This is a genomic window from Micromonospora sp. WMMD967 (assembly GCF_029626165.1).
Taxonomy (GTDB): Bacteria; Actinomycetota; Actinomycetes; order Mycobacteriales; family Micromonosporaceae; genus Micromonospora; species Micromonospora taraxaci.
In genome coordinates this window covers 6,066,838-6,093,791 of record NZ_JARUBK010000001.1, presented here as the reverse complement: position 1 = coordinate 6,093,791, position 26,954 = coordinate 6,066,838, and the positions used below count along the sequence as shown (strand labels likewise).

Genomic DNA, 26,954 nt, shown 5'->3' with positions numbered 1-26,954 from the left:
AGCCATCGTGGGCGTGCTCCCCGATCGACCGGTGCGGCTACGGGAGCCAGCGATGGTGCCCGCTGAGGTCGGGTCAGCAGCACCCCAAGATGACATCCCGTCGATCGAATGCACTCTCATGCCGCTGCCGGCGTGTCTGTGGTCGTCTAGCAGGTCGAGTGGAATAGCCCTGCGACGGCGGTGCCAGCGGTGGCGAGGTTGTTGTAGATCTGGACTGCCTCGGAGGTCTCGGCCACGTGGACAGTTACCCCGCACTCCTCGAGCAGCCTCAGAGTGCGCGGGTCGACCTGCAGCTGCAGTTGCATGCCACGCGACAGAACGACGGTCTTGGCACCATGCGACAGAAGTTCTTGGACATCGTCGGGCTGGACGCCGGGGCTGTGGCGGGTGCCGGCCTCGGACCAGTCCCACGGGCGACCACCGCCGGGGTAGAGCTTGAAGTCCTTGCCAACTCCAAGGTCCTCGACGTCCATCCGACCCCACGAGATCGACAGGACGAGCGGCGAACGAGTGGTTTCGCTGGACACGGCGTCTCCTCGTTGAGGGGAGCCGCGGCGGCTGCGGCACGGGCGGAGCTTAACGCCGCCAACCGCCTAACAGCTCGCTCACCTGTCTCCGGACGCGATGCCACCGTACGTCCAGGCGAAACCGTCGCAGGACAGCGAGAACGTGGCGAGGCCGTACCGGGAACCGCCGACGCTGTCGATCACGCCGGTCAGGCGTGCCATTCGATCCGCCAGGACCGCTGGCCACGAAGCTGACCCAGGCCACCGGCCGACCGGTCAGCTACAGCCGCCCGCCGCCGACCCTACCGGCACAGGATGAGCTCCTCGGCAAGGTGGGCCTCGTAGAAGGTGTTCGCTTCCTCGCCACCGGCCCAATGGACCGTAGTCTCGATCCACCCCTTGGACTCGGTAATCGACCAGTCATGTTCGTCCATGGCGTCGAGATAGACGTACCGCGGGCATAGAGTGCCGTGCATGGAATGGGACGACGCGGCGTATCGGTTGATCGATCCCGGTGAGGCCGAGCGGCGGTTCTCGTTGTCGGCACATGTTGGTTATCCCTACGCCGACCCCGCCGACCAGCAGGAGATTCGGCTGTTCGAGGGCGATTGGACGGTCGACGGGGACCTGATGTCGGCGTTCGACTTCACCCGGCCGCCGTACCACGTCATCATCGACGGCGACCTCACCGAAGTCAGCGAGCTGACCTGGGTGACCAACGACCGCTCCTCATTCTTCCTGGTGTGTGGCAATGTGGAGGCCCGGGCGTTGACCCTCGGCGGAGTCACCGCAGGGCCTGAATTTGTCATCACCGGGAGTCTGGTGGCAGACGAGGGCGTACTCGGCGACTGCTACGACCCCGGCGGCCGGCTCGTTGTCCACGGACGTACGCACACCCCGATCGCGTTGGTACTCGACGCCTTCGTCATGGATTTTCGCCGGTCGCTGGACGGCGTCGCCGTCGGCGAACCCAGCGCCTTCGTCGGATCGCATCCGGTCGCCAGCTACGCGGACGCACTGCGCCCCGGGCTTATCGTCGACGGCGAGTTCGACAGGGAAGCAATCTGGGAAAACCTCAGCGCTGGCGGCGCCGAGTCCCTCCTGTGGTCGCAGTACAACCCTCGGTCGGACTGACCGCTTCTGCGGTGGCAGGTAGCTGGACGGCGCACGACCATGGTCGCGCTCAACGGACCGTCCGCGCCGACCTGACCGTCGCCGACTTCCGGCTATTGATCGCCGCCCACCATGGCGTCGTCCTGGCCGCCGGCCCCGACGCCGCGGCGGATTCCAGCGCTACCTGTCACTGATGCTGCGTTCGCGACCTGTCGTGGTCAACTCGCCGCCTCGACAGACACGGCGTCTGGTAGCTCGGCCAGAGTCGCACGACCGCCAAGGGGACCGGCATCCTCACCGCCCTCGACGATCTGCACGGTGCGGGTTCGAGACCAGACCCGGTCAAGCCGCTCAATCATCGCCAACTCCTATGCGGACCGAGCGGTCATCACAGACACCCTTACGCTCACCGTCGCGCCGCGGAGTGCGACACCCCGAACAGCGGACCGATTTGACGCATCGTGAGATTTGTACGCCAGTAGGTGACCACCAGCAACACGCGGTAGGCCAGATCACGTGCCCACTGGCGGCCCGGCCTACCATCGGCGACCCCGTGACCGCCACGCTCGGCGACCAGCCGGACCAGCTTCCGGAACTGGGCAAGCTGCCGTGAACGGCGTCCCTTAGCCTCGGCGCGTGAATGACGAACCTCTTCGCCGGCTTCGGACCGAACAAGCCCGGGCGCTGCTTGAGGACGCCGACCCGCACTACGCGGTAATGCTGGCCTGCGACCTGCTGGTTGCCGGCGTCAACGGCGACGCCGTGGTGGCGCTCGCGGCCGAGTCAGCGCGGACACTGCCGGCGCACGACGCGAATCGGCGCCTGGCGGCGGTCACCGACGAACTTGGGCTTCCGGAACCGGACCTGCCAACTGCGGTGACGCTGATCGCCGCCGACACCTGCGAAAGGATCCTCGACCGCAGCATCGCCGCCGAGGTGGGAACCCACCGTCTGTACGTGGTGGGACACGAGGGCAGCCCGCTGGACGACCTGCTCCCGGCGGTCACCGCCCTGGCCGCGCATCTCGAAGACGACCTCGGTGGACGGGCCGACGACGACCTACGAACCCGGCTCGCCGCGCTGGCCCGGACCATCCTGGGCCGCCTGGCAGCCGGAAATCCGGCTTGAGGCTGCGTTGCCCGAGCGCTTGGGGGACCGCCGGCGCGCACCGCGTTGGCGGCCATCGTGCGTGAGTACTCGTTGCCGTACGGGAGCTAATGCGTCCAAGTCCGGGTACGAGAGTCCTCTTGCGCGCGTGCATCATCTCAAGTCCGAGCAGGCCCAGTTGCGGTCACCTGGTTGAAGCCCTGACCCTCGCCGCGCATCAGCTCAGCTCTTCCAGACCGCATACCGTTCGAGGTCGTACGCACCCCGCCGAAACAGTGGCCTGGACCAGGCCAGGGCTCAGTCGAGCAGATAGCTGGCAGGGACCGCGTCGGTGAGCCAGACGCCGTTGGCGCTGCGGTGGAACACGTGCCCGTCGGCGGCCATCGCCGCCGCGTCGATGGTGAGGATCACGACCCGACCGGCCCGTCGGGCGCCGACCCGGTGGGCGGTCTCGGTGTCGGCGGAGAGATGGACGTGGTGCCGTCCGCCGCGGTGCAGGCCGGTGGCCCGGATCGACTCCAGCGCCCTGGCGCTGGTGCCGTGATAGAGCCGCTCCGGTGGGGTAACCGGGGGCAGCCCGAGGTCGACCGGGACCGAGTGGCCCTGGTTGGCTCGGATCCGCAGCACCCCGTCGGTGCCGGGCTCGACAGCGAACCGCTGTTTGTCGTTGCCGGCGACGACCGCGTCCAGCTCGGCCCGCTCGATCCGTAGGGCGGCGAGCAGAGCGTCGACGGGAGTCCAACCGGCCGGGTCGAGCACCAGGCCGGCCCTGTCGGGATCGTGCCGGAGTGCCTTCGACATCCGTTTACTCAACTTCACCAGGTGCTCGCGTTCCACGGGGGCATTGTGGTCGTTCCCCGTCGCTCAAATCGAGAGATTTTCGACAACGCAGAACCCGGAGCTTTCTCCAGTGGGCCTGCGCCGTCGCTCCCAGGAAGGCTGCCCACATGCCGATGAGCGGTTGTCTCGGCGGCTACCGTGGCGCTGTCCACACAAAGCGGATGTCGGGTGCATTCTCCTCGTTGCGGGTCCCGTCGGTCGTCTCCGCCACAGTGAAACCGTGGCGAAGGTAGAACCTCTGCGCTCCGGTGTTGGTGGCGAACGTCCACAGCTGAAGTCCCGCCGGGCGGTGGGACTTCGCGAACTCGATGAGGTGGGAGCCCAACCCCCTGCCGGTGAAGGCCGGGTCGACATAGAGCTGGTCGACCCAGTCGTCTCTCAGAGCCAGCACCGCCAGTGGTCGGCTGCCGGCGTCCTCCATCAGCCATACCTCTTGCTCAGCAATCAAGACGGTGCGGGTCCACTCTCGAACCTCGCTATCCGGGTGGACCGCAGCAGGGATGGCGCCGACTGCGGCCCGACGGGACCGGATGAGAAGGTCGGCGACCGCTCGGGCATCCTCGGGGCCGGCGTGCCGAGGTGCTGCTGAATCCACATGTCCGGTACGCGAGAGGCCCACGGACCGGATCATCCGCATCGAGGGGACGACGAGCAAAGCATTAACTCACGTGACCGCGATCCGCGCGACTGCAGCCGATGTGTTGCGCCTCGGTTGAGCTGTGTCCAGCCGTTGGCGGTTGAATCTGAGAGGTCTTCCGTGGAATTACAGGAGCTGTGCCACGGCCTCGGAACAGTAGTGCCGCGAGCGCGGGAAGGGCGGCGGCGACGGCGACCGTCGCCCACGGCCCAGCGCCGGTGACCAGGACTCCGCCCGCTGCGTAGGCCAAGGATCCGGCCAGCCCGTTCGCGGACGCCAGCCAAGCGAACGCGGTCAGCCGATGTCCGCCCGTCAGGTTCTCGCTCAGGTCGGTCAGCAGGGCCGCTGCCGCCGGGGTGATGAACACGCCGGCGAGGAACGCCAGCGGGTACAGAGCCGGAGCGGAGCGGGCGGCGAGCAGCAGGGCGAACCCGACAGCGCTGCCGAGCAGCAGTAGCCGTACCTGCCGGCGCACTGGCGCGTGCCACGACCGCGACCCGTACCACAATCCACCCAGAACACTGCCCGCCGCCCACGTCGCGAGCACCACCCCGCTGGCGGCCGAGGAGCTGAACCTGACCGCGACCGCGATCAGCGCGACCTCCACGAGACCGATCGCGGCCATCTGGACCGTCGCGACGCCCAGCCACGGGAGGAGCCGGATCAGCATCCGGCGGTCCGTAGCCTGCTCCGGCGCGTCCGGCGACGATTCCGGCGACGGGACGCGACGCTGCTGGATCAGCAGGGTGGTGGCACCGGCAACCGGGAGTAGCGCGGTTCCGGCCAGGGCAGCCGTCGGGCTGCTCAAGGCCACGAACAGCCCGACGAGGGCAGGCCCCAGTACGAACAGCACTTCGGTGCCCACGGTGTCCAGGCCGTACGCGGCGATGCGTTCCTGCGGGTCTTCGATGGTGGTCGCGATCGTGGCTCGCAGCGTTGCGCTCAGCGGCGGGATCGCCGCACCGGCCAGCACGACACCGGCCCAGAAGTTCCACGACTGCCACGGCAGGACGATGACTAACAGGCCGGTGCTGCTCAGGATCCCGGCGATCAGCAGGACGATGTTGCCGTAGCGCTCGGCCAGCCGGGCGATCAGTGGCCCGCTCAGGCTCGCGCAGAGTCCGTAGGTGGCGGCGGCCGCGCCCGCAATGGCGAACCCGCCGTACCGCTGGTTGGCCAGCAGAAGAATGAGCAGCGGTGACATCGTCTGGGCGAGCCGTGCAACGAGTGCGCCGATCAGGGCCGCCAGAATCTGCCGGTTCGCGACCACTCCGGCGTAACGGCGTAGGCCCGTCGTCTCGTTGCCGGTCATTCGGCAGTCCCCGTCCCCGTCTCTGGTGCGGTCTGCGGGAAGCCACGCACGGCCAGTCGGACCGGGCCGCGTCCGTCGCGGCGGGTCCGGGTCGCCTTCTCCACGTGGCGGCGGGTGATGTCCTCGACCGCCTCGCCCCAGGCTCTGAGTTCGGCGGGTGTCATGAGGGCGGTCCGGGTGTGCACTGTCGTACTCGATGCCCAGTCGTCGCTCCCTGCCTGCGGTGACGCCAGGAAGCTCAGGAAAAGGCCGAGGTCGTGCCGGGCCGCCGCGCGGATCGCGTCCGTGCGGGCGTTGTCGGAGTCCGCGCCACCGTTCTTTCCTGGAAGCGGCATCAGTACCTCGTCGAAGCGGCGTTGCCAGGGTCGCTGCCGGGTGTCTTCGGCGAGGGGTGGGCCCTGCTCCACGAGGCCCTGTTTGGCGAGCACGTGCAGGTGGTAGGAGCAGGACTTGGGAGACAGTTTGAGCTGCGCCGCGCATTCCGAGGCGGTCAGCCGGTCGTGGACGCGGAGCAGATCCAGGATCCGGAGCCGCGCGGGATGAGCCAGCGCGCGCAGCCCTTCGACATCTGTGACAGATGTGGAAGACATGTTCCGAATCTACCCGCGACGCCGGGTCTCCGCCACCGTTGCGGCGGCGGCAGCAGGGCCAGGAGCTCTCGCCCGATCTACGACCGGGTGGTGGCGTGCCGCGCGCAGGGACCTGAGCGAGAATGGGTCAGTTCGAACTCTGCGCAACCCTGGAAGGACCCTCCCTTGGCCGGTGGACTCGTAGCCCTGCTGGATGACGTGGCGGTGCTGGCCCGTGCCGCCGCGGCGTCGATCGATGACGTCGGGGCGGCCGCCGCGAAGGCCGGCGCCAAGGCTGCGGGCGTCGTCGTCGACGATGCTGCCGTCACGCCGCAGTACGTGCGGAGCCTGGCGGCAGAGCGCGAGTTGCCGATCATCAAGCGCATTGCCGTGGGGTCGCTGCGCAACAAGTACTTCATCATCCTGCCGGCGGTGCTGCTGCTCAGTCAGTTCGTGCCCTGGCTGCTCACCCCGATCCTCATGGTCGGCGGCGCCTACCTCTGTTACGAAGGCGCGGAGAAGGTGTGGGCCAAGATCGCCCATCACGACGCCCACGGCGCGGGCGGGGAAACGGTGCAGGACGAGACGACACTGGTGTCCGGTGCGGTACGAACCGACCTGATCCTCTCGGCGGAGATCATGGTCATCAGCCTCAACGAGGTGATCGATGAGCCGTTCTGGTCCCGCCTGGCGATCCTGGCTATCGTCGCCGTCGTCATAACCGTTCTGGTGTACGGCGTGGTGGCCCTGATCGTGAAGATGGACGACGCCGGGCTGCGCCTGTCGCAACGTTCCGGCGCCGTCGCCACGTTCGGCCGCGGTCTGGTGAGGGCGATGCCGGTGGTTCTCACCGTGCTGACGGTGGTCGGCACCGCGGCGATGCTGTGGGTGGGCGGGCACATCCTGCTGCTGGGCACGAACGAGCTGAACCTGCACTTCCTGTACGAGGCCGTGCACCACGTGGAGGTCGCCGCCCACGACGCCACGGGTGTTCTCGGCGGGCTCGTCGGCTGGCTCGTCAACACGGTGGCCAGCGCGATCCTCGGGCTGATCGTCGGAGCGCTGGTCGTGCTGGTCATGACCCTCACGCTCCACCGCCGCAAACCCAAGGCTGAGGCAGCGACTGCGGCGGCCACGACTCGTACTGACGGCACCAACCCCGTGCCGCCGAGCCGTGCAGCTCAGCGTCGCGACGCTCCCGCAGACCAAGCGCCGCGCGGATGACCGCAGAAACACCGCAACTCGACCAAGGGGGTCCGGCGCTCTGGTGCTGAACCGCGCTCGGGACTCCAGCCGCACCCGGGGGAGTCGGAGTCTTCGCTGGTAGTGGGCAGTGCTGGCGCGGTATTGGTGTCGTCGTCGCCATCGTGACCATCGATGGATGTGGCCGACGGGTCTCATCGTGGTGATCAGGTGTGCCAGGAGGCGTCGGACCTCGCCGAGGGTGAGGGTATGAGGCCGTCATCGGATTCGGTGCCCTTTTGGCCTGGGCGGCGGTGACGGCGAGGTAGGCGTGGGCGCACAGGGCGAGCGTTACGGGTCAAGCGGTTCGATGACCTGCTTTCGGGCGTGTTGATAGATGACGGAGCTGCGGAACCCGACGATCTCGCGACGTCCGCTGAATTTGTCCATGAGGAAGGAATGCAGGCCGTCGACGCTGGGTACGGCGACGTGGACGAGGAAATCGTCGCCGCCGGCCACGACGTACACCGACAGCACCTCGGGCAGCTCCATCGCATATTTCTTGAAGCCGTCGATGACAGTGCGGCTCAGGGGCCGGACCTGCACGTGCAGCAATGCTTGAACGCCGCGGTTGAGGGCGGCCAGGCTGATCTCGGTGTGGTAGCCGGTGATCACGCCGCGTTCCCGTAGTGCGCGCACGCGTTCCAAGCAGGTGGACGGCGCGATGCCGACCGCGCGGGCCAGTTCGCGGTTGGTCTGCCGCGCATGTGTCTGCAGGTGCTGGATGATCGCCGTATCAAGTTCGTCCACGACCGGAAGTTTGCCATCTTATCCGAACGTTGTTCGCTGCGAGCTGGTCACTGCCACGCACATGCCTACTGTCGATCTCGTTCCAGCGAGCACACGACAGGAGCCATCATGGTCGCGACCCACCTCGACACCGAGTCCATGCACGAACACGTCGTCCTCAGGCGGGGCGTACGGTCGGGCCTGCCGATCGTCGTCGCGGTGCACTCCACCGCCCTCGGTCAGGCCATCGGCGGCTGCCGGCTCGCGCACTACCCGCACTGGCGCGACGGGCTCACCGACGCCCTGCGGCTGTCGGCCGCGATGTCGGACAAGTGCGCGCTGGCCGGGCTGCCCAACGGCGGCGGCAAGACCGTCATCGCCCTGCCCCCGGGCACGACACTCGACGCGGCCGCCCGTCGAGCGGTGCTGCACGACGTGGGCGACGTCATCGCCGGCCTGGACGGCGTCTACGCCACCGGCCCGGACGTGGGAACCGGACCGGACGACATGGTCACGATCGCCGAGCGGACCCCGCACGCGTTCTGCCGACCGGTGCAGGCCGGTGGAAGCGGTGACTCCTCCGGCCACACCGCCGTCGGCGTCCTCGCCGCGCTGCACGCCCTGTGCGCCGAGCGGTTCGGCTCGGCGGACCTGGCCGCGCGCAGCTTCGCCGTGCTCGGCCTCGGCCGCGTCGGCGGCCACGTGCTGCGCATGCTCGCCGACGCCGGCGCGACCCTGGTGGCCGCCGACACCGACGAGGGCAGGCGCACGCTCGCCGACACCGCGGGTGCCGCCTGGGTCAGCCCGCAGGACTGCCTGACCGCCGACGTGGATGTGCTCGTCCCCGCCGCTCTCGGCGGTCTACTCACCCCGCACACAGTGCCGACACTGCGCTGCGCCGCGATCGCCGGACCGGCCAACAACCAACTCGACACGCCGGCCACCGCCGACCTGCTGCACCAGCACGGCATCCTCTGGGCACCGGACATCATCGTCAGCGCCGGCGGCATCATCCACGCGACCGCCGTCGAGCTACACCGCGAAACGTCCACCCAGGCCACCGCCCGGGTCCACGGCATCGCCGACACCCTCACCGACATCCTGCGCACCGCCCGCACCACCGGCTCGACCCCGGCCGCCGCCGCCCGCTCCCGCGCCCGACACCAGATCGAGCACGGCCGCTCCTGACCTGCCGCCACCCGACCGCGACACAACGGTCAACCGCCGCCGTTCGACGCGGCCCGACCACCGGTATCCGACCGACCCTGGAGTACAGCCACATGACCAGAATGACCTGCGGGACCATCTACCGCGGGTCGGCGACCGGAGTGTCGTCCACGAGCCGGGAATCGGGGGAGCAGGTGGGCAGCAACAGGGTGCACTGAACGGCCTTCAGATCGGCCTCGGCCCTGGCGGCGTCAGGTCGTGGAGGCCGGGGCCGTCTCGCGGACCAGTGTGACAGCGCTGCGGTTGGCGGCCGGAATGATCAGCGCCGATGCGACGAGCGCGGCGACGGCGATGCCCAGCCATCCCCAGAAACCGAAGGCGATGACCAGGCCGGAGAGCGCCGCCGGGCCGATGATGTTCTGCGTGATCACGTGCAGGTCGAACGCCCCCAGGTACTCGCCCTGAGCGTGCTCGGGGGCGAGGCCGAACGCGAGTCCCCAACCGGAGGCGGCCTGCATCACCTCGGCCACGGAGAGGATCAGCACGGCGGCGACGATCGCCACGGACGCCAGGACGACGTTGTCGTCGAGCGCGGTCACCGCCAGGACCGTGCAGCCGCCGGCCAGCCAGTAGCCGGAGCGTCGGGCGAGCCGGCCGGCGCCGTGCACGGTGTCCGCGCCCCGGCTGGCCCGTACCTGGAACAGGATGACGAACGCCGTGTTGACGATCAGCAGCAGAGGGATCAGGAAGTGCGGCAGGTCGGTGCGGTTGAGCGCCCAGAGCGGCAACGTCACCAGGATGATGCTGACGTGCGAGGCGAGGATCGTCGAGACGCCGATCACCGCGAGGAAGCGTGGGTCGCGGACTGCGGCGAAACGCTTGAAGCCCACCGGTGCGGGACGCGGCGGCACGTCGGGCAGGCGGGTGACGAGCAGCGCGGCGCCGGCCATCAACGCGGCAGTGGTGAGGGGGATCAGCACGAGCAGCCGTTGGCTGAGGGCGGCGACGGCCGCCACGCCGATACCGATGCTGAATCCGATGTTGAACACCGACCGCATCATGGCCTTGAGCTTCACCCGCTCCTCGGCGGGCACGAGGTTGCCGATGAGGGCCCCGTTGGTCGGGCCGGTGCCGTACTCGAGGAAGCCGACGGTGACCACCAGCGCGAAGAAGGCGGTCGCGCTGTCGACGAGGCTGTAGAGCCCGAATCCGACCGCCAGCGCGGCGAACAGGATGACGAGCAGGCGGCGGGCGCCCACCCGGTCGGCGATCACACCGAACAGGACCGACGAGAGGAAGGCGGACAGGCCGGCGGCCGACAGGCCCAGGCCCACCTGCCGGGCGTCGAGTCCGACACGCAGCGTGAAGTAGACGACGCTGCCGCTGAGGAAGACTCCCTTGCCGATGGACTCGGCCAGTCGGATCGCGATCAGCTTCCTGCGGAGCGGGTCGGTCGGTACCAGGCCGGCGAGAACGTCGGTCACTCGTGACAAGGGCATGGGTCAATCCTGGCGACGGCGGTGTCCTGCGGACAGGGCGACAGGTGTAGCGCGTACGGGACGACGTCCCGGATCGGCCGGGAAATTCCCCCGTGGACTCCCGGGTCGGCGGCACGTCGACCGCCCCCGTAAAAGGTCCGCTGTGGACGGCTTCGTCAGGGCCAACACGGAAAGTTTGGTTCGGTTTTCCGATGCGTCAAAAGGCTGACCGAGCCCGTTCCCTGGATCACTTCTTGTGTTGTTCTGTTGGCCGTGAGTAGATGTTCATCACGACGCGGGGTCGGCGCTACCGCGGCGTTTCCCCGCGCGACTAAGACACGGCGGGCCGTTCGGACGGGGTGAGGTGGATAGATGGTCAGCGTTGGCTCGGCCTCGGAACTGACTCGGAACATGAGGCGGAATCCGGAGGAAGTCACGGCGGAGACACAACCCGACGCGGTGACGGTGGTCCTGGCCGACGCTCAGCCGGTGGTGCGCAGGGGCCTGCACGCCCTGTTGTCGCCGTCGGCTGAGGTCGCCGTGACAGGTGAGGCGGCGTCCGCGCGGGAGGCGTTGGCGCTGGCCACCGCCACACGTCCTGACGTGCTCGTTCTCGACGTCGAGCTGCCGGGGTTCCAGGCGGGGGTGACGATCCAGGAGATCAACAGGGTGTCGCCCTCGACGGCGGTGCTGGTCTTCACCGCGGTCGAGGACGAACATGCGATCCTCGCGGCCATGTGGGCGGGCGCCCGGGGCTACGTGCTCAAGAGCTGCCCGGGCGACGGCATCGTCCGGACGATCCGGGGCCTCGCGACGGGTGAGGTCATCCTCGGTCCCCGGGTGGCCGACAAGCTCATCGGGCAACTGAGCCGGGAGCCCCGCAACCAGCAACTCTTCCCGGAGCTGACGGCCCGCGAGCGGGAGGTGCTGGAACTGATTGCCTCGGGTATGCGCAACGTGGCGATCGCCGCGAAGCTGAATCTGTCCCCGAAAACGGTCAGCAATCATATTTCCATCATCTTCAGCAAATTGAACGTTTCTGACCGGTACGAGGCGATCGAGGTTGCCCGCCGGGCGCGGTTGGGGCGCCCCGGGCCGACCGGCTCCCATGCACCGATGGTGCGTGGTGGCAGCGTCCTGCTGGCCGGCAGGCGTGCTGTCGTGGCACCGGGTGCGGCCGCGTGCGCCGACGCGCGGTCGGTGCGGGGGTGAGCGCGATGAGCCTGGACCTGGACGCGATCGCCAACCGACTGGAGCCACGGTTCGGCCGCGCCGCGCACCGCTGGGTGGGCACGCTGCGCCAGCGGCTCGACGACCTCGTCGAGCAGTGGGAGTTGACTCTCGGTGACCCCATCAAGTCCGGTAACTCCTCGGTGGTGTTCCGGTGCGTGGGCCCGCTCGGCGACGTGGTGCTCAAGCTGTCCCCGGACAGCTACGCCGTGCGGGAGGAGGTGGACATGCTGCGCCAGTTCGCCTCCAGCGGGCGGGTGCCGGCGGTACGGGAGTCGACCAAGGGCGCCGTCCTGCTCGAAGCGATCCACCCCGGCACCCTCGTGGAGAAGATGCCGCAGCCGCCCTCACCGCGGGAGTACGCCGCCTTCCTCACCGATCTGCACGGCGCGGGCGATCCGGCCGCCGCTCCCCGTCAACTGACGGACTGGATCGACGTACTGTTCAACTCGGCGACCCGCCGCGGCGCCGACCTGAGCGGGTCCAAACGGCTGCGCGACGACCTGTTCGCGGTGCCCACCGACACCGTGCTGCTGCACGGGGACCTGCACCTCGGCAACGTGCTCAGCGGCGGAGGCAGGGGCCTGGTGGCGATCGACCCGATGGCGTGCGCCGGTGACCCCTGCTTCGACGCCGTGGACTACGTGCTGGAGGGTCTGGACCGCGCGGAGATGGTGCGCCGCCGCGACGAGCTGGCGAGCGCCGCCGGCATCGACGTGGGCCGGCTCGACGCCTGGTGCCGGGTGACGGCCCCGATCGGCGCCACGTACGTCAGCAACCCCGTGCACTCCGCCGAGCTGGCCGCCTTCGGGCGCGGCGAGTACTGACCGGCCGACCACCGCCCCGGTCCGACGGCAACCCACGTCGGGCCGGGGCCGCACCATGCCCGGGGACCCGCGTCGACGTGTCGCCGACGCGACCGGGAGCTTTTCCTGGCGGGGCAGGAAACCGTGCTCTGCCGCACGGGACGTGCCGGGCCGCACGATCGGTGCATGGTTCGTACCGGTCGTGCTTCCTTCGCCCAGGAACGCCTCTACTTCCTCGATCAGCTCCAGCCCGGAAACCCGGCGTACGTGGTGGCCTTCGCGGTGCACCTGCGCGGCGCGCTGCGACCCGAGGCCCTCCGCACGGCCCTGACCCGGGTGGTCGCCCGGCACGACGCGCTGCGCACCACGTTCGCGGTGGTCGACGGTGTCCTCACCCAGCGGGTGTCGTCGACGCCCACTGTGGACGTCGACATCACCGCCGACGGGTGGGTCGAACGCGCCACCCAGGAGGCCCACCTGCGGACGCTCGTCGCCGAGCAGGCCCGGCAGCCCTTCGACCTCGCCGACGGGCCGGTGGTACGGGCCTTCCTGCGCTCCTGGGGCCCGGACGAGCACGGCCTCGCGGTGCTCGTGCACCACATCGCCTGCGACGGGTGGTCGGTGGGCCTGCTCCTGCGCGACCTGGCCGCCGAGTACGACGCCGCTGTCGACGGGGCGGTGGCCGCCTACAACGAGCCGGCCGAGTCCTACCTGGCGTACGCCGAGCGGCAGCACGAGACGTGGCGGCGGGACAGCTCGGGCCTCGACTTCTGGCGTGCGGCGCTGGTCGACGTGCCGCAACTGGCGCTGCCCACCGACTTCCCCCGCCCGAGCGTGCTCGGCACCACCGGCGCGGTGCTGCGCCGCCCGGTCGAGCCGGACCTGGTGCGCCGGCTGGGGGAGTGGGGGCGGGCGCGGGGCGCGACGCTGTTCGCGGTGACGCTCGCCGCGTACGCCTCGGTGCTGTCCCGCTACGCGCGCCAGGACGAGGTGGTGGTCGGCGTTCCGGTGGCGAACCGGATGGACGACGCCGAGGAGCGCCTGGTCGGATGTCTGGTCAACACGCTGCCGATCCGGCTCGACGTGTCCGGCCGGCCGAGCTTCACCGAGCTGGTGGACCGGGCCCGGCGGGTCAGCATGGCGGCCTTCGCCAACCAGGACGTGCCGTTCGAGCAGATCGTGCGGGCCACCGTGGGGGAGCGGCAGCTCAGCCACGCACCACTGTTCCAGACCTCGCTGACGGTGCAGAACTTCCCGTTCGCGTTCCCCGAGTTCGCCGGGGTACGGCTGACCGAGGTCGACGTCGAGATCGACGTCACCAAGTTCGACCTGGGCCTGACCCTCGACGTGTCCACCGACGTGCCGTTCCTGCGCGCCGAGTACAGCACCGAGCTGTTCACGGCGGAGACCGTCGGCACGCTGCTCACGCACTACCTGACGTTCCTGCGGTCGATCGTCGACGAGGAGCAGCGGGAGCCGTCCATGGTGGACGACGCCGAGCGGGTGCGGCTCACCGAGGGGGTGAACCCTCCGCTCGCGTCGGCGCCGGTCACGCACCCGTCGGTGCTGCGTCGCTTCGCCGAGCACGCGGCGGCGACCCCGGACGCGGTGGCCGTACGCCACCGGGACGTCGAGATCACCTACGCCGAGCTGGACCGCTGGGCCGGGCGGATCGCGGCGGGCCTGGCCGACCGGGGTGTCCGCCCCGGCGTCCGGGTGGGGTTGCTGCTCGGCCGTTCACCGGCGGTCGTCGCGGTGATCCTGGGCGTGTGGAAGCTCGGCGGCGTCTACGTGCCGCTGGACCCGGACTACCCGCGCCAGCGCCTCGAACTGATCGCCGCGAACGCCGGGATGGCGGTGCTCGTGGTGGACCCGGAGACCGCGGAGGCGGCCGCGGCGCTCACCCGCGACAGCGGGACCCCCCTGGCCGACGCGCACACCCTCGACGGAATCTCCGTGGTCGAGGAGACCTTCCCCGGGCCGGACGACCCGGCGTACGTCATCTACACCTCCGGCTCGACCGGCGTACCCAAGGGGGTCCTGGTCGGGCACGGCGGCCTGGACGCGCTGAACAGCCCGACCCCGGCGGGCCTGGACGTCACGGCCGCCGACGTGTGGCTGGCGGCCAGCTCGTTCTCGTTCGACGCGTCGGTGTGGGAGATGTGGGGCGCGCTGACCACCGGCGCCCGGCTGGTCATCGCCGACCGGGTCGACCTGGTGGACCGGGAGCGGCTGGCCCGGCTGGTGCGTCGCGAGGCCGTCACCGTGCTGTTCCAGACCCCGGGCGCGCTCTACCGGTTGCTGCCGCCGTACCTGCGGGCGCTCGACCCCGGCGAGACCTCCCGCATCCGCTACGTCGTCCTCGGCGGCGAGGCGCTGAGCTGGTCGCGGCTGGCGTCGCTGATCGCGGACACGCCGGGTCTGCAGACGGTGTTCGTCAACATGTACGGCATCACCGAGGGCACCATCCACGTCACGATCTTCCAGGCGTCGGCCGCCGACGTGCCCCGGGTCCCCGAGGGTGCCATCGGCGTGCCGCTGCCGTCGGCGCGCTGCTACGTCCTCGACGAGGACCTGCGGCCGACCGGCCTCAACGTGCCCGGCGAGCTGTACTGCGGCGGCGCGCTCGTGGCGCACGGCTACCTGGACAACCCGGAGCTGACCGAGGAGCGGTTCCCGCCCGACCCGTACGGCGGCGGGGTGATGTACCGCACCGGCGACGTGGTGAAGTGGGGCCTCGACGGGAGCATGGTGTACCTCGGCCGCAACGACACCCAGGTGCAGGTGCGCGGCTACCGCGTCGAGCTGGCCGAGGTGGAGGGCGCCCTGCTCACCCACCCCGCGGTGCGGTCGTGCGCCGTGGCCGCCGAGGACGACGAACTCGTCGCGTTCGTGGTCCACGGGATCGGCCCGGACGCCGAGCACGACCTGCGGGCGCACCTGCGCGAGACACTGCCGGCGTACATGGTGCCGTCGCGGATCCTGACCGTGGCGACCATCCCGCTCACCGCGCACGGCAAGGTCGACCTTCCCCACCTGCTGGCCGACAGCCGCGCCGCACGGACGGCCGCCGCGCCGTCGCGGCCACCGGCCGCGGTGGTCGGCACCGGGTTGGAGGAACGGATCCGGGCCTGCTGGGTCGAGGTGCTCCGGCGGCCCGACGTCGGGCTGCACGACAACTTCTTCGACCTGGGCGGCCACAGTTTCGCCCTGATCGCGCTCCAGCAGCGGATGTCCGAGGAGGGGCTGGACGTCTCGGTGACCGACCTCTTCCGCTGCGGCACGATCGCCGGCTGCGCGGCGGCGCTCCAGCACACCGCGCCCGTCGTCGCGGACCCCAACGCGGCGCAGCGCCGCCAGGGCCGCGCACTGCTGGCCGACCGGCGGCGCAGCGTGGGAGCCGGCCGTGGCTGAGCCGGACGACAACGCCGCGGTGGCGGTGGTCGGCATGGCCATCCGGGTCCCCGGCGCCGACCGCGACCTGGACCGGTTCTGGCGACACGTCCACGACGGCGTCGACGCGGTCACCGTCTTCACACCCGAGCAGCTCGTCGGTTGGGGCGTACCCAAGGATCTGGTGGAACGACCGGGCTTCGTGCCGGCCCGCGCGGTGCTCACCGACGCGGACCGCTTCGACCACCGGCTGTTCAGCTACTCACCGTCGGACAGCGCCCTGATGGACCCCCAGCAGCGGATCCTGCTGGAGTGCGCCTGGGCGGCCCTGGAGCACGCCGGCCACCCGCCGGTCGCCGCCGACGGCAACCGGGTCGGGGTGTACGTCGGCACCGGGCTCAACGTCTACCTGCTGGACAACGTGTGGCCCAACGAGCGCGCGGTCGAGGCCGCCGGCGGCCTCGGTGTGATCATCGGCAGCGACAAGGACTTCGCCGCCACCCGGATCGCCTACAAGCTGAACCTCCAGGGGCCGGCGCTGACAGTGCAGACCGCCTGCTCGACGTCGCTCGTCGCGGTGCACCAGGCCACGCAGGCGCTGCTCACCTACGACGCCGACGTGGCACTGGCCGGTGCGGCCACCGTCGCCCCGCCGACCCGGCGCGGGCACCTGCACGAGCCCGGCGGCATCTTCTCCGCCGACGGTCGCTGCCGCGCCTTCGACGCCGCCGCCGACGGGACGGTGCCGGGCGACGGAGCGGGCGTGGTGGTGCTCAAGCGCCTCACCGACGCGCTGCGTGACGGCGACACTGTGCACGCGGTGATCCGTGGCTCCGCGGTCAACAACGACGGCGCCCGCAAGGCCGGCTTCACCGCGCCCGGCCCGACCGGTCAGGCCGCCGTCATCGCGGCGGCGTTGGAGGTGGCCGACGTCGACAGGGACACCGTGGGCCTGGTCGAGACGCACGGCACCGGCACCGCGCTCGGCGACCCGATCGAGGTGGCGGCGCTGCGGCAGGTGTTCGACTCCGCCCGGCCCGACCGGGCGCCCTGCGCGCTCGGTGCCGTCAAGTCGGTCGTCGGACACCTGGACACCGCCGCCGGGGTGGTCGGCCTGATCAAGACGGTCCTGGCCCTGACGCACCGGACGATCCCCCCGATCGCCCACCTCCGTACGCCCAACCCGGCGATCCGACTGGACGGCTCGGTGTTCGAGCTGCCGACGACCGCCCGACCCTGGGCACCTGTCGACGGCGTACGCCGGGCCGGGGTGAGCGCCTTCGGCATCGGCGGCACCAACGCCCACGTGGTGCTGGAGGAGGCCCCGCCGATCCCGGCCCGACCCCGCCGGCACGTCCCGCAGCTCGTCCTGGTCTCCGCGAAGACCGCCGCGGTGGCGCAGGAAAGCCTGGACCGGATCACCGCGTTCGCGGCGGAAACCGCCCCCGGCGACCTGGCCGACCTCGCGTACACACTGCGGACCGGCCGCGCCGAGCTGCCCTGGCGGGCCGCCGTCCTGACCGGCGTGACCGACGGGGTAGCCCGGGTCCGCACTGTCGACGCGACGGCTCGGGCGCGCGGTGTGGCGCTGCACCTCACCGGGGCCGGTGCGGTGACCGGCAACCGACCCAACTACGACGCCGACCCGGTGTACCGGCGGACCGTCGACGAGGGCGTCGCGCTGCTGCGCGGCCACAACCTGAACGAATCGGTCCGGGAACGCGCCGACCGGCTGCTGGCCTGCGTCGGCCTGACCCGATCGCTGCGCAGCCGGGGCGTCACCCCGCGCGCCCTGGCCGGTGACGGCGTCGGCGCGGTGGCCGCCGCCGTCGTGGCCGGGGTGATGTCGCTCGCGGACGCGCTGGCGCTGCTGCGCGACACCGACGACCCCGGGGTACGCCTGCACCCCGCCGCTCTGCCCCTGCTCATCGACGGGCGGCCCGACGACAGCGCCTTCTGGCGGGCCGCGGCCCTCCGCCCCCCGACGTCGACGCCGCCCCCCGACGTGCCCGACCCGGTGCTCTGGATCGAGGTCGGCACCACAGTCACCCCGCACCTGGACGCCGACCAGCCGGCACTTCCCGCCAACCGGCACGCCCGACTGCTGGCAACCGTCGGCGCGCTGTGGCAGCTGGGCCTCACCGACGCCTGGGACCCCGTGCACGACACCGGCCGCCGCCGGCTGCCCGCCCCCACCTACCCCTTCGCGGCCACCCGGCACTACCTGGACGCACCCGGAGCCGACCCGACCACAGAGAGGCGACACTGATGCGCGACGTACACGACCGGACCTGGGTGGCCGAGTTCGAAGAACTGTGGATGGAGGTGCTCGGCGTCGACACCGTCGACGACGACGACGACTTCTTCGACCTCGGCGGCCACTCGCTCAGCGCGCTGCGGCTGAGCACCCTGATCCGCCAGGAACTCAACCTCGCGGTCATGTTCGGCCACGTGCTGGAAAACCCCCGCCTCGCCGACCTGCGCAAGGTCGCGAGTGAGGTGCCGCTGGAGCGGCCCGCGGCGGAGACCGCCTGATGGTCGCCCCCGACCTCGCCGCCTGGGCGCCGCTCGCCGCACGGGTGCTCGGCGGCACCCCCGAGCAGGTCCGCGCGGTGGCCGGCACCGAGTCGTTCGTCGCCCTGGGCGGCACCTCGCTCCAGGCCATCGCCCTCGTCGCGCTGGGCCAACGCGAGCTGCGGGCGGACGTGGACAGCGCCCGCCTGCTGTCGGCGTTGCCGCTGGCCCAGGCCCTCGCCGGCGCCGTGGACTTCGTCGACACCGCGCCACCCGTCGTCGCGCGGCGACCGGCAGAGCGGGAACTGCTCCCGGGTCAGCGGTCCATGCTGGCCGCGCACCTGCTGGACCAGGACGCGCCGTACCACCTGATGTTCACTGTGGAGGCGGACGGGCCCCTCGACCCGGCCCGGGTCCGGTGGGCGCTGCGCGAGCTGGCCACCCGACACGAGGCGCTGCGGACACGCTTCGTGCGCGACCCCCGCCAGGCCCGGATCGTGCTGCCCGCGCCCTACGAGCCGCGCCTGTTGCACCAGACGCTGCCCGACGACGACGCGGTACGCGCCGTGCACGACCTGTACGGCCCGGCCGCCGCGCGTCTGCTGCGCCCCTTCGCGCAGCCACCCGTGGTGTTCGTACTGACCCGAACCGGCCGGCGCGACCTGCTCACCATGCTCGTGCACCACACGGTCAGCGACGGCTGGAGCGTCGGACTGTTCGCGCGGGAGTTCGCCGAGTTCTACGCCGGGGACGGCCCGGACGAGGCGGCCCCGTCGCCGGACTGGGTCGGCACCCGGCTCGCCGCGCAGGAGTCGTCCGGCGCGCTGGAGGCCGCCCTGACCCGGGTCACCGCGCGGCTGGACGGGGCACCGTGGACGGTGACGCTCCCCACCGACCTGCCGCCGGTCGCCGAGGCCGACGGCCGGGGCGCCCGGCTGCGCTTCCACCTGGACGAAACGGCGGCGAAGGCGACGACCGGGTTGGCCCGGGAGTGCGGGGTGACCGTCACGTCGGTGGCATTGGCGGCCTGGGCGCTGACGGTGTCCCGCCGCGCCGGTCTGGACGACCTGGTGCTCGGGGTGCCGGCGGCGGGCCGGTTCGAGGCGGGCATGGACCGCCTGGTCGGCCTCTGCACCCGGGTCGTCCCGGTCCGCTGCACGGCGACCGACGACAGCACCGTCCGGGAGTTCGTCCGCGGGATCGCCGACGCCCTGGCCGCAGCGGTCGCCGACGCCGACGTGCCGTTCGAGACTGTCGTCTCCGCGCTGGGCGCCGGCACCGACCCGGGACGCAACCCGCTGGCCCAGCTCGGCTTCGCCGCCCACCACGAGCTGGTGCCCGACGAGCTGGTGGTGGGCGACCGGACCTGGCGGGTGCACGAGGGCCACTGCGCCGGCGCGGTGTTCGACGCCCTGCTCTACCTCCAGTCGTGGTCGGGTCGTCCCCGGTTCGCGCTGGAGTACGCGACAGCGCTACTGACTGCCGCCGACGCCGGAGAACTGGTCGAATCGTTCCAGGCGGCGGTGCGGGAGCTGGCCGCCGACCCGGACGCGACGGTGCGGGACGTCACCACGCTCTCGACGGGCCAGCGCGCCCGCTTGCGCGAGCTGGGCGCGGGCGGGACGTACGACACCGCCGACGACGTGTGGCACCGGTTCGCGGCGTACGCGGAGTCGGCGGGCGAGCGGTCCGCGCTCATCGACCCGCACACCGGCCTGACGCTCACCTACCGCGACTTGCACGACGCCGCGGTCGAGCAGTCCCGTCTCCTGCACGCCCACGGGGTGCGCGCCGGCGACGCGGTGCTCCTGGAGGTGCCCCGCTCGGCCGCCGAAGCGGTAGCGGTGCTGGGCGTGCTGCGACTCGGCGCGCACTACGTGGCAGTGGACCAGCACGCCACCGCCGAGTGGCGTACCCATCTCGCGGCGACCGTCGCGGCGCGGGCCCGCCTCGGTGTGGGCGAGCCCTGGCCGGGAGTCGTCGACTGCCCGCTCGTCGACCCGCGGACGCCCGTCGGGGCAGACCCGGTCGAGGCGGCGCCGAGCGACCCGGCGCGCACCGCGTACGTCTCCTTCACGTCCGGTTCGACGGGCGTGCCCAAGGGCGTCGTCGTGCCGCACCGGGCGGTGCTGCGACTGGCCGACGACCCGGGGATGTTCGCCGAGCGGCCGGGTATGCGGATGCTGCGGCTGTCCCCGCTGGCGTTCGACGCGTCGACCCTGGAGCTGCTGGTGCCCCTGGCCACCGGCGACACGGTGGTGGTCTTCCCGCCGGAGGACCCGACGCCACGCGGGCTGGCCGACGTCCTGAGCGCCGCCGGGGTCACCCACGCCTGGCTCACCTCGGGCGTGTTCCACCTGGTCGCCGACCACCGTCCGGACGCGTTCGCCGGGTTGCGGCAGCTGTTCACCGGCGGGGGAGTGGTGTCACCGCCGCACGTGCGCCAGGTGTTGCGGGCCTGCCGGGGCCTGCGCCTGACCAACGGGTACGGCCCCACCGAGAACACCACCTTCACCACCACGTACTCCGTCGAGCACGCCGACGCGACGCCCGACCCGCTGCCGATCGGTGCTCCGGTGCACGGCACCGACCTGTCCGTCGTCGACGCGTCGGGTCGTCCCGTCCCACCGGGCGCCGTCGGCGAACTGCTGGCCGGCGGCACCGGTCTGGCCGACGGGTACCTGGGCGACCCGACGAGGACGGACGCCTCCTTCGTACGCCACGACGGGGAACGCCGTTACCGCACCGGGGACCTGGTGCGCTGGGGCACCGACGGTCACCTGCGCTTCCTGGGCCGCAACGACCGCCAGGTGAAGATCGCCGGACACCGGGTGGAGCCGGTCGACGTCGAGCGCCGGTTGCGGGCGCAGCCGGGCGTCCGCGACGCCGTGGTGTTCCCCACCGGTGACCCAACGAGCGGGGTACGCCTCTGCGCGGCGCTCAAGCCCGACCCGGACGGCGTCGACGTGGCCGCCGTGCGCCGCGCGGTGGAGCCCGACCTGGCCCCGTACGCCCGGCCGCAGCAGTGGGTGACGGTGACCGAGTTCCCGCTGGACCGCAACGGCAAGGTCGATCTGCGGGCGCTGGGCGCGCTGGCCCAACCGGCACCGCCGCCGGAGACCTCGGCCGCGCCGGCGGAGACCGCGCCGGCCCGGGTTCCCGCCCAGCGCTCGGCGTCGCTGGCCGAGTTCGAGGAGCTGGTGACGGGCGCCTGGGTGGAGGCGCTGGGCACCGACGACTTCGACGTCGACGAGGCGTTCTTCGACGTCGGCGGTGAGTCGCTGCGCCTGGCGATCGTGCGCCGGCTGCTCCAGGAGCGGCTGGCCGGCCGGACCATCCCGCTCACCGACCTCTACCGCTTCCCGACCGTGCAGACGCTGGCCCAGCATCTGCACGCGCAGACCGAGAGAGCAGGCACACAGTCATGAACGACGACATCGCGATCGTCGGCCTGGCCGGTCGGTTCCCCGGCGCCGCCGACGTCTGGGAGTACTGGTCGAACCTCGTCGCCGGGAAGACCACCGTCAGTGCGCTGACCCGGGGCGAGCTGCTGGCCGCCGGGGTGCCCGCCGACCGGCTCGACGACCCGGCGTACGTGCCGGCGCGCGGCGTCCTGGCCGACCCGGACCTGTTCGACGCGGCCTTCTTCGGGATCACCCCCAGGGAGGCGGAGACGATGGACCCGCAGCACCGGCTGCTGATGCAGACGGCATGGGCCGCGCTGGAGGCGGCCGGGCTCGCCACCGACCGGCCGTTCGGTCGGGTCGGCGTCTTCGCCGGGGCCGGGTTCAACTACTACGCGCTGCACCACGTGTTCGCCCAGCCCGACGTCGTCGAGTCGCAGGGGCTGCTGTCGGTCGTGCTGGGCAACGAGAAGGACCACCTGGCCTCGAAGATCGCGTACCGGCTGGACCTGGGCGGGCCCGCCATCACCGTGCAGACCGCCTGCTCGACGTCACTGGTGGCGGTGCACCTGGCCTGCCAGAGCCTGCGCGGCGGCGACTCGGACGTGGCGCTCGCCGGTGGCGCCTGCGTGGCCGTGCCGCAGCAGGCCGGGTACCTCTACGAGACGAAGGGCATCATGTCGCCGGACGGCACGTGCCGGCCCTTCGACGCCGCGGCCGACGGCACCGTGCCCGGCAACGGGGTCGCCCTGGTGGTGCTCAAACGCGTCGCGGACGCCCGCCGGGACGGGGACACCGTGTACGCGGTGATCAAGGGGTCGGCGGTGAACAACGACGGTGGGATGAAGGTCGGCTACACCGCGCCGGGCATCGCCGGGCAGGTCGACGTGCTGACCCGCGCGTACGCCTCCGCCGCCGTCGACCCGGCGACAGTGGGCTACCTCGAGGCGCACGGCACCGCGACCGAGGTCGGCGACGCCATCGAGCTGGCCGCGCTGACCGAGGTGTTCCGTCGCGGCGAGCGACAGTGCTCGATCGGCTCGGTCAAGGCCAACGTCGGGCACCTCGACGCCGCCGCCGGTGTCGCCGGTCTCATCAAGGCGGCGCTGGCCCTGCACTTCCGGCAGATCCCGCCGCTCGCCGGTCTGAAGCAGGCCCGGCCCGAGCTGCTGGACGGGTCGACGCCGTTCACTGTGGACACTGTTGCCCGTCGGTGGGAGGCCACCGGTGGTCCGCGCCGCGCCGCGGTCAGCGCCTTCGGCCTGGGTGGCACCAACGCGCACGTGGTGCTGGAGGAGGCCGACGGCCCGATCCCGCCGGACAGGTCGGCCGCCGACGGCCCGGCCGAGCTGATCGTGCTGTCCGCGCGGACCCCGGAGGCGGTCCGCGAGGCCGCCGAGCAGGTGCACGAGTACGTGCGGCAGCGCCCCGACCTGTCCGTGCGGGACGTCGCGGTGACGGCGCAGACGTACCGCCGGCACTTCCCGCACCGGTTGGCGGTGGCCGCCCGGGACGTCCCGGCGGCGCTCGCCGGGCTGCGCCGGGCGCGGGTGCGCGCGGCGGCCCGCCGACCCCGGGTGGTCTTCCTGTTCCCCGGGCAGGGCGCCGAGTTCCCCGCCATGGCGCGGGGCCTCTACGACCACTACCCGTCGGTGCGGGCCGACCTCGACCACGGGGCGGAGCTGCTGGCCCCGATCCTCGGGCTGGACCTGCGGGACGTCCTCGTCGACGACGACCCGCACGGTGTCGTGCACCGCACGGACGTCACCCAGCCGGCCCTGGCCCTGTACGAGGTGGCACTCGGCCGGCTGCTGCTGTCGTGGGGCGTCCGCCCGGCGGCGATGATCGGCCACTCGGTCGGTGAGTTCCCGGCCGCCGCGCTCGCCGGTGAGCTGGCCGACGACGACATGCTGCGCCTGGTCGCCACCCGGGGCCGGCTCATGCAGGACGCCCCGGAGGGTCACCTGCTGGTCGTGCTGGCCGGGCCACGAACCGTGGAGGAACACCTCGCCGGCCTGGACGACCTCGACATCGCCGCCCGCAACGCGCCGGAGGTCACCGTCGTGGCCGGGCCGCCGGCCCCGCTCGCCGCGTTCCGCGAACGCCTGGACGCGGCCGGGGTGCCCTGTCGGGCACTGCCCGCGCAGCGCGCCTTCCACACCCGGATGATGGCCGACGCGGCCCGGCTGCTCGGCGTCGAGGCCGACCGGGTGCCCCATCGACCCCGCACCCTCCCCGTCGTCAGCAGCGTCGACGGCACGCTGCTCGACACCGGCCAGGCGCGCGCCGAGGGCTACTGGGCGGCACAGTTGCGCAGCCCGGTGCGCTACCACGACGCCCTGCTGACCGCGCTGGAGCTACCCGACCCCGTGCTCGTCGAGGTCGGTCCCGGCACCGCGCTGACCGGCATGGCACGGCAGACGCCGCAGGGACGGGAGGTGCCCGGGTTCGCCGTACAGCCGCGACCGACGCCGCGGGCCGACGCCGCCGACGTCCTCGCCGGGCTCGGCGGACTGTGGACGGCCGGGGTGACGGTGGACTGGGCGGCGGTGCGCGGCGACACCCCGGCACGGCGGGTGGCGCTGCCGACGTACCCGTTTGCCCGTACCCGGCACTGGCTGGACGCGACACCGGCCCCGGACACCGCCGAACCGCCTCCCACGGCTACCGGGGAGAGCACGGTGGTGGACGAGATCGTGGAGCTGTGGGGCCGGTTGCTCGGCGCGCCCGACATCGGTCCGGACACCGACTTCTTCACCGTCGGCGGCGAGTCCCTGCTGTTCATCCGCATGGTCAACCAGGTGCAGCGCCGCTTCGCCGTCCGCATCCCGATGGAGAAACTGTCCGCGCGACCCACGCCGCGCGTCTTGGCCGAGCTGGTGACGGCATGACCGACCACACCGACCTGGCCCACGCGGCAGCGGTGGCGGCCGTGCTCGCCCACCGCCTCTCCGGCGCGACGTCGGTGGCGGTGCGCGGCCCGCACGGCGACCACACGCTGCGCGTGCACCCGGACACCACACTGACCGGGGTACGCGCGCAGACGCCAAAACCGTCACCCGCGCTGTCCCCGGTGGACGTGGTGCTGGTGACACCCGGCCCACCGGGCGGGGCGGCGGGAACTGTGGGCTCGGTGCCGGTCTGGCTCGTCGGCGACCACTGTCATCCCACCCACCTCCAGGAACGACTGGACACCCTGAGCGGATGGCTCACCGCCCACCCCGACCGCCCGGTGCGCGAGGCGGTGCTGGTCGGTCCCCGGGAGCGGGCCACGCTGCTCGGCTTCAACCCCGCGCCGACCCCGGCCCCCCGGACACCCGTGCACGAGGCGATCTGCCGGCAGGCGGAACGCACCCCGGACGCCGTCGCGCTGCGCGGCGGGGGACGCGACCGCAGCTACCGGGACCTGCTCGACGAGGCGGCGGCGCTGGCCGGGCGACTGCGCGCCGAGGGCGTTGGCCCGGGCTCGGTCGTCGCTCTGTGCACCGAGCGGAGCCCGGAGATGGTCGTCGCGGTGCTCGGTGTCCTGCTGGCCGGAGCGGCGTACCTGCCGCTGGACCCGTCCCACCCGCGGGCCCGGCTGGACCTGATGCTCACCACCGCCGACGCCGCGCTGGCGCTCGCCGACGAGCAGGGACGGGCCGCGCTCGCCACCGGCGCAGCCCCGGTCGTCCCGGTGCGACCACTGGCCGGCGCCGACCTGCCCGCCGCGCCCGTCGACTGGCGTGACTACCGCGCGCCGGAGGAGGTGGTGGACGGGCTGTCGTACGTCATCTTCACCTCCGGGTCGACCGGGGCGCCGAAGGGTGTGCAGATGACCCATCTGTCGCTGGCCAACCGGCTGGCGTGGATGCAGGGCGAGTACCGCATCGGGCCCGGCGACGTGGTGCTGCAGAAGACGCCGTACACCTTCGACGTGTCGGTGTGGGAACTGCTCTGGGCCTTCCTGGCCGGCGCGACGCTGGTCACGGCCGAGGCCCAGGCGCACCGCGACCCGCAGGAGATGGCCGCCGTCATCGCCCGCGAGGCGGTGACCACTGTGCACTTCGTACCGTCGATGCTCGCCCTGTTCGTCGAGGAGCCCGGGGTCGCCGCGTGCGCAGCCCTGCGCCGGGTGATCTGCAGCGGGGAGGCCCTGCCGCCGAAGCTCGTCAACAAGCTCACCGCCACCCTGCCGACGGTGCGGGTGGACAACCTGTACGGCCCCACCGAGGCCGCCATCGACGTCACCGCCTGGCCGTGCCGCCGACCCGAGCCGGACCCCACAGTCCCGATCGGCAGGCCGATCACCAACGTCACGGCGTACGTGCTGGACGACGATGGTGCGCTGGCCCCGCTGGGCGTACCCGGGGAACTGGTGGTCGGCGGCGACTGCCTGGCCCGGGGGTACGCCGGACGGCCCGACCTGACCGCCGAGCGGTTCGGCACCGTGCACGTCGCCGGGCGTCCCCAGCGGGTGTACCGCACCGGCGACCTGGCCTGGTGGTCACCGCAGGGGTACCTGAACTACGGCGGGCGCATCGACACGCAGGTGAAGATCCGTGGGCAGCGGGTGGAACTGGGCGAGATCGAGTCGGTGCTGAACAGTCACCCGCTCGTCGCGAACAGCGTGGTGCTGCTCCGCGACGACCTGGGTGCGGCCCCGACCCTGGTGGCGTACGTGGTGACCGAGCGGCACGCCGACGCGGGCGACGTGAGCGAGGCGGCGCTGCGGGCGTTCCTGGCCGAGCAGCTACCCGACCACATGGTGCCGCTGCGCCACGTGGTGCTGCCCGAGTTGCCCGCCACCGCCAACGGCAAAGTCGACCGCAGGGCTCTGCCCGCCCCGCCGGCCCGGGTCCGCCGGCCGGTACGGGTCGGGTCACCCTCGACGTAGGGCATCGGGAACGGAGGTGTCCGCAACGGGT

At 71.9% G+C, this 26,954-nt stretch carries 21 protein-coding genes and 1 pseudogene; 13 read left to right on the top strand and 9 right to left on the bottom strand.

Annotated elements, in window-relative coordinates:
- Positions 1–146: 146 nt before the first annotated feature.
- Complete coding sequence (locus tag O7631_RS27425) at positions 147–527, bottom strand: Mth938-like domain-containing protein (RefSeq protein ID WP_278146936.1); 381 nt, start codon at positions 525–527, stop codon at positions 147–149.
- A 78-nt stretch (positions 528–605) separates the two neighbouring features.
- A complete protein-coding gene (locus O7631_RS27420) occupies positions 606–728 on the bottom strand; it encodes a hypothetical protein (protein WP_278146935.1) in 123 nt (40 codons plus the stop codon).
- A gap of 252 nt (positions 729–980) precedes the next feature.
- Here O7631_RS27420 and O7631_RS27415 point away from each other — a divergent pair, with 252 nt between their 5' ends.
- A complete protein-coding gene (locus O7631_RS27415; protein ID WP_278146934.1) occupies positions 981–1,640 on the top strand; it encodes a hypothetical protein in 660 nt (219 codons plus the stop codon).
- Between the two features lie 11 nt (positions 1,641–1,651).
- Positions 1,652–1,813 (top strand): hypothetical protein, encoded by a 162-nt coding sequence (locus O7631_RS27410; RefSeq protein ID WP_278146933.1) that lies wholly within the window; start codon positions 1,652–1,654, stop codon positions 1,811–1,813.
- A gap of 215 nt (positions 1,814–2,028) precedes the next feature.
- Here O7631_RS27410 and O7631_RS27405 read toward each other — a convergent pair.
- A pseudogene (locus tag O7631_RS27405) lies at positions 2,029–2,121 on the bottom strand (transposase family protein); the annotation flags it as partial.
- Positions 2,122–2,255: 134 nt separating this feature from the next.
- Between O7631_RS27405 and O7631_RS27400 the strand changes: the two are divergent.
- A complete protein-coding gene (locus tag O7631_RS27400) occupies positions 2,256–2,747 on the top strand; it encodes a hypothetical protein (protein WP_278146932.1) in 492 nt (163 codons plus the stop codon).
- A 276-nt stretch (positions 2,748–3,023) separates the two neighbouring features.
- Here O7631_RS27400 and O7631_RS27395 read toward each other — a convergent pair whose 3' ends face one another.
- From O7631_RS27395 to O7631_RS27380, 4 genes are all read right to left on the bottom strand, one after another.
- Positions 3,024–3,563, bottom strand: coding sequence for an RNA 2'-phosphotransferase (locus tag O7631_RS27395; RefSeq protein WP_278146931.1), 540 nt, complete (start codon positions 3,561–3,563; stop codon positions 3,024–3,026).
- Positions 3,564–3,699: 136 nt separating this feature from the next.
- Complete coding sequence (locus O7631_RS27390; protein WP_278146930.1) at positions 3,700–4,197, bottom strand: GNAT family N-acetyltransferase; 498 nt, start codon at positions 4,195–4,197, stop codon at positions 3,700–3,702.
- Between the two features lie 28 nt (positions 4,198–4,225).
- On the bottom strand, positions 4,226–5,515 hold the full coding sequence (locus tag O7631_RS27385; protein ID WP_278146929.1) for an MFS transporter: 1,290 nt from the start codon (positions 5,513–5,515) through the stop codon (positions 4,226–4,228).
- On the bottom strand, positions 5,512–6,105 hold the full coding sequence (locus tag O7631_RS27380) for a helix-turn-helix domain-containing protein (RefSeq protein ID WP_278146928.1): 594 nt from the start codon (positions 6,103–6,105) through the stop codon (positions 5,512–5,514). Before O7631_RS27380 ends, O7631_RS27385 begins: the two co-directional genes overlap by 4 nt.
- A gap of 165 nt (positions 6,106–6,270) precedes the next feature.
- Here O7631_RS27380 and O7631_RS27375 point away from each other — a divergent pair, with 165 nt between their 5' ends.
- The gene (locus tag O7631_RS27375; RefSeq protein ID WP_278146927.1) at positions 6,271–7,308 is read left to right on the top strand and encodes a DUF808 domain-containing protein; all 1,038 of its coding nucleotides are present in this window, start codon (positions 6,271–6,273) and stop codon (positions 7,306–7,308) included.
- Between the two features lie 309 nt (positions 7,309–7,617).
- On the opposite strand, the gene O7631_RS27370 is transcribed toward O7631_RS27375, so the two are convergent.
- Positions 7,618–8,076 carry an Lrp/AsnC family transcriptional regulator gene (locus tag O7631_RS27370; protein WP_278146926.1) on the bottom strand — a complete coding sequence of 153 codons (459 nt, stop codon included), beginning with the start codon at positions 8,074–8,076 and terminating at the stop codon, positions 7,618–7,620.
- 108 nt (positions 8,077–8,184) lie between these two features.
- On the opposite strand from O7631_RS27370, the gene O7631_RS27365 reads away from it, so the two are divergent.
- A complete protein-coding gene (locus tag O7631_RS27365; RefSeq protein WP_278146925.1) occupies positions 8,185–9,243 on the top strand; it encodes a Glu/Leu/Phe/Val dehydrogenase dimerization domain-containing protein in 1,059 nt (352 codons plus the stop codon).
- Between the two features lie 230 nt (positions 9,244–9,473).
- Here the strand turns inward: O7631_RS27365 and O7631_RS27360 are convergent, their stop codons facing one another.
- Entirely contained in the window at positions 9,474–10,721 is a 1,248-nt protein-coding gene (locus tag O7631_RS27360; protein WP_278146924.1) for an MFS transporter, read from the bottom strand.
- A gap of 390 nt (positions 10,722–11,111) precedes the next feature.
- Here O7631_RS27360 and O7631_RS27355 point away from each other — a divergent pair, with 390 nt between their 5' ends.
- The 8 genes from O7631_RS27355 (at position 11,112) to O7631_RS27320 (ending at position 26,923) form a co-directional block, all read left to right on the top strand.
- Positions 11,112–11,912 (top strand): response regulator transcription factor, encoded by an 801-nt coding sequence (locus tag O7631_RS27355; RefSeq protein ID WP_278146923.1) that lies wholly within the window; start codon positions 11,112–11,114, stop codon positions 11,910–11,912.
- A 5-nt stretch (positions 11,913–11,917) separates the two neighbouring features.
- The gene (locus tag O7631_RS27350) at positions 11,918–12,757 is read left to right on the top strand and encodes an aminoglycoside phosphotransferase family protein (RefSeq protein ID WP_278146922.1); all 840 of its coding nucleotides are present in this window, start codon (positions 11,918–11,920) and stop codon (positions 12,755–12,757) included.
- Between the two features lie 165 nt (positions 12,758–12,922).
- Positions 12,923–16,150 (top strand): amino acid adenylation domain-containing protein, encoded by a 3,228-nt coding sequence (locus O7631_RS27345; RefSeq protein ID WP_278146921.1) that lies wholly within the window; start codon positions 12,923–12,925, stop codon positions 16,148–16,150.
- Positions 16,143–18,398, top strand: a complete 2,256-nt coding sequence (locus O7631_RS27340; RefSeq protein WP_278146920.1) for a polyketide synthase — start codon at positions 16,143–16,145, stop codon at positions 18,396–18,398. The genes O7631_RS27345 and O7631_RS27340 overlap by 8 nt, the downstream gene beginning before the upstream one ends.
- Positions 18,398–18,664, top strand: a complete 267-nt coding sequence (locus O7631_RS27335) for a phosphopantetheine-binding protein (RefSeq protein WP_278146919.1) — start codon at positions 18,398–18,400, stop codon at positions 18,662–18,664. Before O7631_RS27340 ends, O7631_RS27335 begins: the two co-directional genes overlap by 1 nt.
- Positions 18,664–22,071, top strand: a complete 3,408-nt coding sequence (locus O7631_RS27330; RefSeq protein WP_278146918.1) for an amino acid adenylation domain-containing protein — start codon at positions 18,664–18,666, stop codon at positions 22,069–22,071. The genes O7631_RS27335 and O7631_RS27330 overlap by 1 nt, the downstream gene beginning before the upstream one ends.
- Complete coding sequence (locus tag O7631_RS27325; protein ID WP_278146917.1) at positions 22,068–24,938, top strand: beta-ketoacyl synthase N-terminal-like domain-containing protein; 2,871 nt, start codon at positions 22,068–22,070, stop codon at positions 24,936–24,938. The genes O7631_RS27330 and O7631_RS27325 overlap by 4 nt, the downstream gene beginning before the upstream one ends.
- On the top strand, positions 24,935–26,923 hold the full coding sequence (locus tag O7631_RS27320; RefSeq protein ID WP_278146916.1) for an amino acid adenylation domain-containing protein: 1,989 nt from the start codon (positions 24,935–24,937) through the stop codon (positions 26,921–26,923). The genes O7631_RS27325 and O7631_RS27320 overlap by 4 nt, the downstream gene beginning before the upstream one ends.
- Positions 26,924–26,954 lie beyond the last annotated feature (31 nt).

Bases quoted from the DNA above. Each gene is read 5' to 3' on its own strand.
- O7631_RS27420 (WP_278146935.1), bottom strand. From the start codon at position 728: ATGGCACGCCTGACCGGCGTGATCGACAGCGTCGGCGGTTCCCGGTAC.
- O7631_RS27415 (WP_278146934.1), top strand. From the start codon at position 981: ATGGAATGGGACGACGCGGCGTATCGGTTGATCGATCCCGGTGAGGCC.
- O7631_RS27390 (WP_278146930.1), bottom strand. From the start codon at position 4,197: ATGATCCGGTCCGTGGGCCTCTCGCGTACCGGACATGTGGATTCAGCA.
- O7631_RS27385 (WP_278146929.1), bottom strand. From the start codon at position 5,515: ATGACCGGCAACGAGACGACGGGCCTACGCCGTTACGCCGGAGTGGTC.
- O7631_RS27380 (WP_278146928.1), bottom strand. From the start codon at position 6,105: ATGTCTTCCACATCTGTCACAGATGTCGAAGGGCTGCGCGCGCTGGCT.
- O7631_RS27365 (WP_278146925.1), top strand. From the start codon at position 8,185: ATGGTCGCGACCCACCTCGACACCGAGTCCATGCACGAACACGTCGTC.
- O7631_RS27360 (WP_278146924.1), bottom strand. From the start codon at position 10,721: ATGCCCTTGTCACGAGTGACCGACGTTCTCGCCGGCCTGGTACCGACC.
- O7631_RS27355 (WP_278146923.1), top strand. From the start codon at position 11,112: ATGAGGCGGAATCCGGAGGAAGTCACGGCGGAGACACAACCCGACGCG.
- O7631_RS27350 (WP_278146922.1), top strand. From the start codon at position 11,918: ATGAGCCTGGACCTGGACGCGATCGCCAACCGACTGGAGCCACGGTTC.
- O7631_RS27345 (WP_278146921.1), top strand. From the start codon at position 12,923: ATGGTTCGTACCGGTCGTGCTTCCTTCGCCCAGGAACGCCTCTACTTC.
- O7631_RS27335 (WP_278146919.1), top strand. From the start codon at position 18,398: ATGCGCGACGTACACGACCGGACCTGGGTGGCCGAGTTCGAAGAACTG.
- O7631_RS27330 (WP_278146918.1), top strand. From the start codon at position 18,664: ATGGTCGCCCCCGACCTCGCCGCCTGGGCGCCGCTCGCCGCACGGGTG.
- O7631_RS27325 (WP_278146917.1), top strand. From the start codon at position 22,068: ATGAACGACGACATCGCGATCGTCGGCCTGGCCGGTCGGTTCCCCGGC.
- O7631_RS27320 (WP_278146916.1), top strand. From the start codon at position 24,935: ATGACCGACCACACCGACCTGGCCCACGCGGCAGCGGTGGCGGCCGTG.